We start from the raw sequence: 10,423 nt of genomic DNA on the forward strand, positions 1-10,423 counted from the left end.
TTTTCGTTGAGGTTGATAAAGCCCCAGAAGGTAATGACTGGCTTGCCGTCGACCAGGTAAACGTGATTTTCACCGGGGAACTGCAGCGCTTTTTCCAGCAGGGCACCGAACAGTTGCTGTGCGGTTTTGCCGGATTGCAGGCTTTTGCGGCTCAGCGCTAATGCGCTGTCAAACGTGCTGTGCAGAAAACGCAGCGCCCGTTCGCGGGATCCTTCATCGGCGGCTTTCCAGGCAACCGCTTTACCTTCGATGGGGNAACCTGGGGGATCGCCAGGCAGTCTACCAGCGCGAGCTGTTTGCGCAGGCGCAGGGTTTCACGGATTTGCAACGCCGAGTCAAAGACCGCCTGACCGCCGCCGCCGACAGCCTGGAAATCATCAAGATCGCCGCTGCGTAATAGTGTTTTTGTCACGTTCTCATCCCATAGACTTCTTCACTCCATTACTCTACTGGAGTGGGCTGGGTTCTAAACGGCAAAAGACAGGCTAAAACCGACGAATTCTCGTGCTATTGAGCGGTAAATTTTTGCTTGACCTTTGAGAAACTACTTAACTCAAACAGCTGATGAAGAAAGCAACGAAAAACACCCGCTTAGCATAACCTGATGACGATTGATTATTTGTCAGTTATTACCGACTGTGCTGTTATTAAGATCCACATAATAAAAGCAGGGTTTACCACCATGTCTAAAGGGATCACACTCCTCGCGCTGGCATTGAGCGCACTACTCCCGGCAAGCGCCTTCGCGGCAGATAAAGACACCATCATCTACTGTTCTGAAGCGTCACCGGAATCCTTCAACCCGCAGATTGCCAGCTCCGGCCCGTCGTTTGTCGCCAGCTCGCAAACACAATATAACCGCCTGATAAATTTTGATCCGGTGAAAAACACCCCGGTGCCGTCGCTGGCCACCGAGTGGACCATCTCGCCGGACGGTAAAACCTACACCTTTACCTTGCGCCAGGGCGTAAAGTTCAACAGCAACAAATTCTTTAAACCGACGCGTGATTTTAATGCCGATGACGTTATTTTCTCGGTAATGCGTCAGAAAGACCCTAATCACCCGTACCACAAGGTCTCGCAGGGCAACTATGAATATTTCACTGACGTCGGGCTGGATAAACTGATTCAGGACGTGAGGAAGATCGACGATTATCACGTCCAGTTTGTGTTGAGTGAGCCAAATGCCGCGTTTCTTGCCGACTGGGGAATGGATTTCGCCTCTATCCTTTCTGCGGAATACGCCGATGCGATGATGAAAAAAGGCACGCCGGAAAACGTCGATAACTGGCCGATCGGCACCGGGCCGTACGTGCTGCAACAGTACAAAGTGGATTCGCTGATCCGCTACATCGCCAACCCGAATTACTGGGATGGCGCGGTACCGACAAAACACCTGATTTTCTCCATCACCCCGGATGTCCAGACTCGTCTGGCGAAACTGCAGACCAACGAATGCCAGATTATTCCTGCGCCGTCACCGGTACAGTTCGACGCCATCAAGAAAAACAAAGATCTGGCGCTGCATTCCGTGGATGCGCTGAACGTGGGCTATCTGGCATTTAATACCGAGAAAAAACCGTTTGATAATGTGCTGGTGCGCCAGGCGCTGAACTACGCGACGGACAAAAAAGCCATCGTCAACGCGGTGTTTATGGGCTCCGGTACGGTGGCGAAATCGCCGCTGCCGCCAAATATGCTCGGCTACAAAAAAGATCTGCAGGACTACGCTTACGATCCGCAAAAAGCGAAGGATCTGCTGAAGCAGGCGGGTCTGGAGAACGGTGCCGAAGTGACGCTGTGGTCGATGCCGGTTCAGCGCCCGTATAACCCGAACTCGCGCCGTATCGCAGAGATGATCCAGAACGACTGGGCGAAAGTGGGCGTTAAAGCGAAAATCGTGACCTATGAGTGGGGTGAATACCTCTCCGGAATGCGTAAAGGCGAACACGACACCGCGCTGTTTGGCTGGATGTCTGACAACGGCGACCCGGATAACTTCGCAGACGTATTGCTCGGTTGTGGCAGCGTCAAAACCGGTTCTAACGCTGCCCGCTGGTGCGACAAGGGGTACAATGACCTGGTGCAAAAAGCGAAGCTGACCAGCGACCCGGCCGCCCGTGCTGAACTGTACGGCCAGGCGCAGGATATTTACTATCAGCAGGCGCCGTGGATTGCGCTGGCGAACGGCAAAACCTTCTTCGCCACCCGCAGCAACGTCTCCGGCTTTAGCGTAAGTCTGATGGGCAGCGATTTCTCGAAAGCGAAGTTAAATTAAGCGATAAGGAGCGGTTATGTCGCATCTGGAGGAGGTCATCGCCCGCGTGGACGCGGCGGTGGAAGAGAGCGTAATCACGCATATGAATGAGTTGCTGATTGAACTGAGCGAAGACGCGGCGCTGAGCCGCGAAGGCCGTTACGAACAGCAGCAGCGCCTGCGTAATGCCATCGCGCATCACGGCCGCCAGCACAAGGAAGATATGGAAGCGCGCCGCGAACAGCTCACCAAAGGCGGCACGATCCTCTGACGTCAGAACTGGCGTCTGGCCACCAGCCAGGCGCCAGCCACCAGCATCACCGCGCCGCACACCGGCCCGACAAGCGCCCGCCAGGGAATGCCCTGACTGCGCATCACGTCCATCACCAGCCCGCCGATTAACTGGCTCGCCACTAACACCGCAATAGTCGTTGCCGCGCCGACATACTGATAACCGCTGATACTGGCGAAGACGAAGAACGAACCGAGCAGGCCGGGGATCAGCGTCCACCATTTCACGCTGGCCGCCAGCTCATGAAACCCGCCCGCGCCGTGTTTAATCCACAGGATGCTGACAAACAGCACGATCCCCACCAGCGAGTTCAGCAGCATGGCGATCAGGATGGTGGACGCGTTCTGGGTGATGCGCACCATCAGGGTGTTCTGTATCACCAGACCAAACCCGGCGGCGATAAGAAAGGCGAGGGTCAGCGACTGGTTCATGGCAGCGCGTCCGGCTCGGTGCGGTCGTCTAACTGCAATTGCATGAAGGTAAGATCCAGCCAGCGGCCAAATTTGGTGCCGACCTGCGGCATTTCGCCGGTGGTGATGAAACCGAGGGAAGCGTGCAACTGGAGAGAGGCGAGGTTTTGCGATTCGATACCGGCGACCATCACGTGTTTGCCGATGTTTCTGGCTTCGTCAATCAGTTGCGTTAGCAATAAACGGCCAAGTCCTTTGCCCTGGTATGCCGGGTGTACGTACACCGAATGCTCGACGGTATGACGAAAGCCATCAAAGGCGCGCCAGTCGCCGAAAGAGGCGTACCCGGTCACCGTGCCGTTTTCTTCGCTCACCAGGACCGGATACCCCAATACCTGCCTCGCTTCAAACCAGGCGATCCGGTTGTCGGTATCGACGGTGGAATCATTCCAGATGGCGGCGGTGTGCAGCACGGCGTGATTGTAGATTTCTGCAATCGCTGCACAGTCTTCTTTACAGGCATAGCGAATCGTCATAGCAAACCTCATGGCATGTATACTATAGTAGTACGATGTTATTACTATAATGTATTCCACGATGACACCCGAAGACAATCTAAATCAGCGCATCAGCGCGCGCCTGCGAATCGAACGCGAATCCCGCGGCTGGTCACTCAGCGAACTGGCGGAACGGGCCGGGGTCTCCCGCGCGATGGTGCATAAAATTGAACGCGGCGAGAGCAGCCCGACGGCCACTATGCTCGGGCGACTGTCCGGGGCGTTTGGGCTCAGCATGTCGACGTTGATTGCCCGCGCANNCGGGAGTGATATTCCGATGCCGGCGTCGTCGTATGCGCTGGCGCGCCAGCTTATCTGGTTGCAGCAGGGGGAACTGGTGTTTATCGAGGGCGATACGCGCCATGAAATGCAAGCAGGGGATTGCCTCGAGCTCGGACCGCCGAATGACTGTCGTTTTGTCAACGAATCTGAACAGCCCTGTATTTATCTTGTGGTGAGATTAAATCAGGCGGTTTCATAAACCATAGTTATCAATTAGACATTATTTCGCCAGTGCTGCGCTGCGCGAAATATTTTCATGGCAATTTTTACTTTTAGCGTCTTTAATTATTGCAGCGTAGATTTACGCGCGCAGTAAGGTATGGCCTTCATTAGCAAACTAATAACTCTAAAAAATGACAGTTGACTTTTTATTTCACATCCCAACACCGGCTAACGATACAGGATATATTCTCTGTGTCCTGTAAAATAGTTTCTGCTAAACGGCTGCAACGATAACGACGAGTCTTAGCCACAGGAAGTAGATATGCTGGATTTTGAAAAAGCACAGCGCATGAGTCTGACCACTCAGGTCGAAATGAATTTAAAAAGCGCGCTGATAATTGGCGCGTTAAAGCCCGGCGCACGGTTAATCACCAAAGACATTGCCGAGCAGTTAGGCACCAGTATTACCCCCGTGCGCGAAGCACTGCTGCGGCTGGTCTCCTCGGGCGCACTTCAGGCGACGCCTGCCCAGGCGTTTCTGGTGCCGGTGGTGTCGCAGGAGCGCTATACGGAGATCAACGCCATCCGAAAGCGGTTAGAGGGGATGGCGGCAGCAACGGCGCTGACGCACATGACGTCCGAAAAGCTGGCCGAACTGCAGCGTCTGGCGGACGATTTCCAGCACAGCGTTCAGCAAGGGGATGTCGAGCAGATGCTGCAGGCCAATTATCTGTTTCGTTTCCGTCTCTACCGCTACGCGGAAATGCCGACGCTGACCGCGCTTATTGAGCAACTGTGGGTTCAAATTGGCCCCTGCTTTAATTTCCTCCATCCGCAATCATTCGATATTTTCCCCGGCACGTTTTTTTACAAGGATTTACTGACCTCGCTGGAAATGAAAGAAGAGGCGACGGCGTGCCTCGCCATGGAAACCATTATCGATCACGATACGTTTATTTTACAGCGCCAGTACGTTTATTAATCGATATTGAACTTCCCCGGAACAACGTCTTATTATTTGCCCGGGGAAAGTGTTATGCGATGTTATTCGAATTGATATGCCAGTGATAATCCCACACCGAAATTACGTCCCGGTGAGGGTTCATAGTAGCGTCCGTTTGACTCGTTAACGATCACCGATCCGACATATTGACGATCGAACAGATTATCCACGCGACCGAACACATCCATTTTCCATTTGCCCAGATCAAATTTATAGCCGGTATTGAGGCCCACCACCGTCCAGGACGGCGCTTTGGCGGTGTTGTCGTCATTGGCCATGATGTCGCCCATATAACGAATATCCGCGCCCGCGTACCAGCCTGCTTCAGGTACATAGCCCAGTGACGCAAACCCCATATTGCGAGCGATGCCCGGAATGCGGTTGCCGTTGCAGCTTCCGTCACCGCAGACGTCGGTGCGGTAGGTGGCGTCAAGCCAGGTCCAGGCAGCGGTCATGCGCCAGTTTTCCCCGAACTGCTGATCCAGCGACAACTCCGCGCCCTGACGGCGGGTTTTCCCGGCGTTTTTGTAGCTGGCGCGCCCACCGTCGCTGTTATCCACCACGATTTCGTTATCGGTGTCGGTCTGGAACAGCGCCGCCGTCAGCAGACCGTTACCGATGCGGGTTTTGCTGCCCACTTCCACGGTGGTGTTGGTGGACGGTTTCAGATCCAGATTTAACCCGTCACCCGTTTTGTAGGAGATTTCGTTAATGGTCGGCGTTTCAAACCCGCGACCGGCAGAGGCGTAGAGGTTCCAGGCGTCGGTGACCGCGTATTTCAGTGAGCCCGCCGGGAGCCATTTGTGATAGCTCGATTCGCCGCTGGCATCGGCATTACCCGGCCTGACGTAATGATCGTTGGAGTCAAACCAGACCGAACTGTAGCGCACGCCGGCATCCNAGGTTGCGCTCGTCGCGTCGTAACGCGCCTTTTTCGCCGAACTGTGGCGAGCCATCAGCCATCACGAAATTCTCAAAGCCTTTGCGCTTTTCACTCATGTTTTCGTAATCAAGCCCGGTGGTGAAGGTGACCGGCACCCCGAGTTCACCCTGATGCGTCCAGCGGGTGTCGATACCCTGATAATGTCGTTCAAGATCGATAACGCCACCTGCGTGGGAAGGGCGCAACTGCGGCCCCATTGGGATGGATTGGTACTGTGTCGTCTGCCGTTCCCCGGCGTACATCATCACGCTGAGGGCATCCTGCTCGCTTAGCTGGCGTTCATAGCGCAGGCCCGCCTGAGTCTGTTTGATGTCTTTACGCGTATTGTACTGATCGCCGCGCGGCGACTGGCGCGGGTTCGACTGCCATTCGTTGTAAGTCAGACCGCCGGGATCGTTGGCTTTTACGTCGACGCTGTTAAACAGCAGCGTCAGTTTGCTGTCTTCATTCAGCCGCACGCCCAGTTTGGCGTTGGCAAGATTTTTGCGCGCGCCGCTGTGATCGCGATAACCGTGGGTGGCAAAACGGCTGGTGGAAACCGCGTAATCGACGTCGCCGGACTGCGTGCCGTCGCCCACCGCGCCGGTGGCTTTCAGCCCGTAGCGCCACGAGCCGTAGCTGCCGTAATAGCTGCTGGCTTCNCACGCCGCCTGAAGAGTTGCCGTACAGCGCCGAGAAGGGGCCGCGCAGCACATCGATATGGTCGATGCTGTTGATATCGATATTCGACGTCTGCCCCTGGCCGTCAGGCATGGTCGCCGGAATGCCGTCCACGTACATCCGCACGCCGCGCACGCCGTAGGTGGAGCGCGAACCAAACCCGCGGATCGAGAGTTGCAGATCCTGTGCGTAGTTTTGCCGGTTTTGTACCTGTAATCCCGGCACGCCGCTGAGGGATTCGGATAAATTCACGCGCGGGGCCGCATGGCGTATATCGTCGCCATTCACCACGCTGACCGCAGCGGGGGTATCCAGTTCAGAGACTGCCTGTGGTGTGGCGGGCAACANATGAGGGGAAGGAGAAGAGCCGGAAGCGCAACCCTGCGAACAGTACACATTTTCATGACACTCACTTGTGCGGAGAAATCCAAACGTATTAACCCGGTAATGGTAATGAATTTGTTAATGTCATGAAAAGTTTAACGGCACATTCGGTTAATTCCAGGATTAAAAATTCTCCCTCGCTGCAACACGCGGAATTATTTCTCTACATTTATGTCATTAATGATTACTATTCGCATTTGAAAATAACGCAATGCCATGACGTTGCGAGCCGGAAGCCATGTGGAGCAGCACATCATTTTGTTGATCAAAGGGAGTCGTCATGTCTTTACGTTTTCTGTCCACACCCCGCCTGCGTTGTTCGCTGTTCGTCAGTTCATTGCTGCTTGCCGGTAGCTTCAGCGCGCACGCCGCTGAAGAGATGCTGCGCAAAGCGGTAGGGAAAGGGGCTTACGAAATGGCTTACAGCCAGCAGGAAAACGCGCTGTGGGTCGCCACCGCGCAAAGCCGCAAAACCGATAAAGGGGGCGTGATCTATCGCCTTGATCCGCAGAGCCTGGACGTGACGCAGGTAATCCATAACGACGTGAAACCGTTCGGTGCGGCCTTCAATTCACAAACCCGGACGCTGTGGTTTGGCAACACCATCAACGGCGCCGTTACGGCAGTGGACGCGAAAAGCGGTGAGGTGAAAGGGCGCGTGGTGCTCGATAACCGCCAGCGCAGCGAAACGGTAAAACCGCTGCAACCGCGTGAACTGGTGGTGAATGAAAAAACCAATACCGTTTACGTCGCCGGTGTGGGGAAAGAGAGCGTAGTGTGGGCGATTGACGGCACGACGCTGACGCTGAAATCGACCATTACCGGCACCGGCGCGTTCGGCACCGGACTGGCGCTGGATGCCGACGCGCAGCGTCTGTACGTCACCAATGCCGATGGCGAGTTGATTACCCTCGATACGGCCAGCAATACGATCCTGTCACGCAAGAAACTCCTCGACGATGGTAAAGAACATTTCTACCTTAATCTGAGCCTCGACACCGCCGGACACCGCGCGTTCATCACCGATTCTAAACAGCCGGAGGTACTGGTTGTTGATACCCGCAACGGCAACGTGCTGGAAAAAATCGCCGCCCCGGAATCGCTGGCGGTGCTGTTTAACCCGGCGCGGAACGAAGCGTACGTCACCCATCGCCAGGCCGGAAAAGTCAGCGTGATCGACACAAAAAGCTATAAGGTAATAAAAACCATCGACACGCCGACGCACCCCAACAGCCTGGCGCTCTCCGCCGACGGCAAAACGCTGTTTGTAACGGTGAAACAGGCGTCTTCACGCCAGAAAGAGGCGACGCAACCTGATGATGTAATAAGGATTGCGCTGTAAGGCAAGGCAGGCAGAAGCGGGCATCCGAACCTATACTCAGTTTTTTGTCTGAGGAGGTCGCTGATGATTACCGTTTATGGCGCACCGGGCTGGGGTTCTGCAATCAGTGAAGTGATGCTGACGCTGGCTAAAATCCCGTACAAATTCGTCGATGTCTCAGGATTTGACCAGCCCGGTCCGCAGCAGGATGCGCTTTCAGCGCTGAACCCGCTGTGTCAGGTTCCGACGCTGAAAATGACCGATGGCAGCGTGATGACCGAAACCGCGGCCATCGCGTTGATGATCCTGGATGAATGCCCGACGCTGGCACCGCCGCCCGATACGCCGCAGCGTCGTCAGTTCCAGCGCCTGCTGATCTGGCTGGTGGCTAACGTTTACCCGACGTTTACCTACGCCGATTACCCCGAACGCTGGACCGAAACCGGCGCCAGCGAGCTGGTCGAAAGCTGCCGTAACTACCGCAAAACCCTTTACCGCTGGCTGGAAAGCCAGCTTGTTGCCACGCCGTACGCGCTCGGTGAGCGGCTGACGTTGATTGATGTCTACATCGCCATCATGCGCAGCTGGGGGCCGCGCCACGACTGGTTTAAGGCCAACACGCCAAAGTTTTATGCCATTGCCGACACGGTGTACCAGCTTCCTGAGCTGCAGGACGTGCTGCGGCGCAATGACATTATTACCGGCACGAACGGGTAAAGCGCTGATTAAAGGTGTGTTAGTGTTAAATGCACATCATCATAAGGAGCCCTGCCATGCCACACATTGATATCAAATGCTTTCCCCGCGATCTGACTGACGAACAGAAAACCGCGCTGGCCGCCGACATCACTGACGTCATCGTTCGTCATCTCAACAGCAAAGACCGTTCGGTCAGTATCGCGCTGAATCAGGTGCAGGAAGCCGACTGGAAACAGGTGTGGGACAGCGAAATCGCGCCGCAGCTGGAGACGCTGATCAAGAAGCCCGGCTATAACATGTAGCAGCCCGGCACGGCCTGCGGGTCGTGCCCGTTTTTCCCTCATCTTTGGCCCAAAACGATCGCTTTTGGGGATGCAGATATCTGCCGCGCCGCATTAGTTACAGGAATAATGACCGCATCCATCACACAAGGAACGCCACGATGAAGATGCTGTTATGCAATACATTATTTTTCGCCGCGATGCTTTCTGCACCCGCGCTGGCCACTACTGAGGAGTTGTCACCAGTGAATACCAACACCATCCGCACAATGAGTGGCGCGACCGCCACTACCTCGCTCTCCGCACCCACTACCGGGCTGCTGGTGATTGATATCCAGAATGAATATTTCCCCGGCGGCAAAATGGTGATCCCGGACGGCGTGAAAGCGCTCAACAACAGTAAAAAGCTGGTAGAGTTCGCCCATCAGAAGGGCATTCCGGTGTGGTTTGTGCGCCACGTCGGTGCGAAAAACGGCCCGATATTTGCCGAAGGCTCGGTCTTTGCTGAGTTTCATAAAGATCTCCAGCCGTCGAAAGAGGATCGTATAATCACTAAAGCGACGCCCAGCGCCTTTGTCGGCACCGATCTTGAGCAGCAACTCAAGGCGAAAGGGACTAAGCAACTGATTGTGACCGGTCTGATGACCCATATGTGCGTCTCCACAACGTCGCGCGATGCCGTGCCAAAGGGCTTCAGCGTCATCATTCCTGAGGATGCGACCGCCACGCGCAGTATTGATGATTCGCGCGGCGGGGTGATTGATCATCAGCTGCTGCAGCGCGCGGCAATAGCCGGTGTCGCGGATGTGTTCGCGGAAATTCGCACCACGCAAGAGGTGCTGGATCTGCCGGTGACGCTGTAACGTTATCTGAAGGGAGTGATGATGACCCGCATTGGTATTGTTGTGTTTGATGGCATTATTCCGTTTCATCTGTCCGTGCCATGTGCTGTCTTTGAACTGGTGGTCGCACCGGACGGGACGCCGCTCTGCGAGGTGACCATTTGCGCCACCACGCCAGGGCAGATGAAAACCAATGCGGGGTTTTCGATTGTCGTCGATAAGGGGCTGGATGCGCTGAGCGGAATGGATATCGTGGTGGTGCCGAGCTGGAACCCGGCGGTGACGCATCCCGACGAGCGGCTGCTGGCGGCGCTGCGAACGGCGCATCAG

General features: G+C 55.4%; 11 protein-coding genes and 2 pseudogenes. 9 read left to right on the top strand and 4 right to left on the bottom strand.

From position 1 onward, the window contains the following. Positions 1–412, bottom strand: a pseudogene (locus GM30_RS24420) (SrfA family protein); the annotation flags it as partial. Positions 413–682: 270 nt separating this feature from the next. Here GM30_RS24420 and GM30_RS12835 point away from each other — a divergent pair. Both GM30_RS12835 and GM30_RS12840 read left to right on the top strand, forming a co-directional pair. After that, positions 683–2,278, top strand: a complete 1,596-nt coding sequence (locus tag GM30_RS12835; RefSeq protein ID WP_049848939.1) for an ABC transporter substrate-binding protein — start codon at positions 683–685, stop codon at positions 2,276–2,278. A 16-nt stretch (positions 2,279–2,294) separates the two neighbouring features. Then, entirely contained in the window at positions 2,295–2,528 is a 234-nt protein-coding gene (locus tag GM30_RS12840) for a YdcY family protein (RefSeq protein WP_049848940.1), read from the top strand. Between the two features lie 2 nt (positions 2,529–2,530). Here GM30_RS12840 and GM30_RS12845 read toward each other — a convergent pair whose 3' ends face one another. Then, the gene (locus GM30_RS12845; protein WP_049848941.1) at positions 2,531–2,980 is read right to left on the bottom strand and encodes a DMT family transporter; all 450 of its coding nucleotides are present in this window, start codon (positions 2,978–2,980) and stop codon (positions 2,531–2,533) included. After that, entirely contained in the window at positions 2,977–3,495 is a 519-nt protein-coding gene (locus tag GM30_RS12850) for a GNAT family N-acetyltransferase (RefSeq protein WP_049848942.1), read from the bottom strand. The genes GM30_RS12845 and GM30_RS12850 overlap by 4 nt, the downstream gene beginning before the upstream one ends. A 61-nt stretch (positions 3,496–3,556) precedes the next feature. On the opposite strand from GM30_RS12850, the gene GM30_RS12855 reads away from it, so the two are divergent. Both GM30_RS12855 and GM30_RS12860 read left to right on the top strand, forming a co-directional pair. Beyond that, positions 3,557–3,997 (top strand): helix-turn-helix domain-containing protein, encoded by a 441-nt coding sequence (locus tag GM30_RS12855; protein ID WP_049848948.1) that lies wholly within the window; start codon positions 3,557–3,559, stop codon positions 3,995–3,997. Positions 3,998–4,282: 285 nt separating this feature from the next. Beyond that, positions 4,283–4,942, top strand: coding sequence for a GntR family transcriptional regulator (locus GM30_RS12860; RefSeq protein ID WP_049848943.1), 660 nt, complete (start codon positions 4,283–4,285; stop codon positions 4,940–4,942). A gap of 62 nt (positions 4,943–5,004) precedes the next feature. Here the strand turns inward: GM30_RS12860 and GM30_RS12865 are convergent. Further along, positions 5,005–6,970, bottom strand: a pseudogene (locus GM30_RS12865) (TonB-dependent receptor domain-containing protein). A gap of 260 nt (positions 6,971–7,230) precedes the next feature. On the opposite strand from GM30_RS12865, the gene yncE reads away from it, so the two are divergent. The 5 genes from yncE to GM30_RS12890 form a co-directional block, all read left to right on the top strand. Next, positions 7,231–8,292, top strand: coding sequence for a 7-bladed beta-propeller protein YncE (gene yncE, locus GM30_RS12870; RefSeq protein WP_049848944.1), 1,062 nt, complete (start codon positions 7,231–7,233; stop codon positions 8,290–8,292). A 63-nt stretch (positions 8,293–8,355) separates the two neighbouring features. After that, a complete protein-coding gene (locus GM30_RS12875) occupies positions 8,356–8,988 on the top strand; it encodes a glutathione S-transferase family protein (protein WP_049848945.1) in 633 nt (210 codons plus the stop codon). Positions 8,989–9,044: 56 nt separating this feature from the next. Then, positions 9,045–9,272, top strand: a complete 228-nt coding sequence (pptA, locus tag GM30_RS12880) for a tautomerase PptA (RefSeq protein WP_049848946.1) — start codon at positions 9,045–9,047, stop codon at positions 9,270–9,272. Positions 9,273–9,412: 140 nt separating this feature from the next. After that, positions 9,413–10,114 (top strand): cysteine hydrolase family protein, encoded by a 702-nt coding sequence (locus tag GM30_RS12885; RefSeq protein ID WP_049848947.1) that lies wholly within the window; start codon positions 9,413–9,415, stop codon positions 10,112–10,114. 18 nt (positions 10,115–10,132) lie between these two features. Next, positions 10,133–10,423, top strand: a 291-nt coding sequence (locus GM30_RS12890; RefSeq protein WP_476690996.1) for a type 1 glutamine amidotransferase family protein, incomplete at its 3' end; no start/stop codon positions are given.

It is taken from the genome of Trabulsiella odontotermitis (genome assembly GCF_001188485.1).
In the GTDB taxonomy this organism is placed as follows: Bacteria; Pseudomonadota; Gammaproteobacteria; order Enterobacterales; family Enterobacteriaceae; genus Trabulsiella; species Trabulsiella odontotermitis_A.

Bases quoted from the DNA above. Each gene is read 5' to 3' on its own strand.
- GM30_RS12875 (WP_049848945.1), top strand. From the start codon at position 8,356: ATGATTACCGTTTATGGCGCACCGGGCTGGGGTTCTGCAATCAGTGAA.
- GM30_RS12885 (WP_049848947.1), top strand. From the start codon at position 9,413: ATGAAGATGCTGTTATGCAATACATTATTTTTCGCCGCGATGCTTTCT.
- GM30_RS12860 (WP_049848943.1), top strand. From the start codon at position 4,283: ATGCTGGATTTTGAAAAAGCACAGCGCATGAGTCTGACCACTCAGGTC.
- pptA (WP_049848946.1), top strand. From the start codon at position 9,045: ATGCCACACATTGATATCAAATGCTTTCCCCGCGATCTGACTGACGAA.
- GM30_RS12840 (WP_049848940.1), top strand. From the start codon at position 2,295: ATGTCGCATCTGGAGGAGGTCATCGCCCGCGTGGACGCGGCGGTGGAA.
- yncE (WP_049848944.1), top strand. From the start codon at position 7,231: ATGTCTTTACGTTTTCTGTCCACACCCCGCCTGCGTTGTTCGCTGTTC.
- GM30_RS12835 (WP_049848939.1), top strand. From the start codon at position 683: ATGTCTAAAGGGATCACACTCCTCGCGCTGGCATTGAGCGCACTACTC.
- GM30_RS12845 (WP_049848941.1), bottom strand. From the start codon at position 2,980: ATGAACCAGTCGCTGACCCTCGCCTTTCTTATCGCCGCCGGGTTTGGT.
- GM30_RS12850 (WP_049848942.1), bottom strand. From the start codon at position 3,495: ATGACGATTCGCTATGCCTGTAAAGAAGACTGTGCAGCGATTGCAGAA.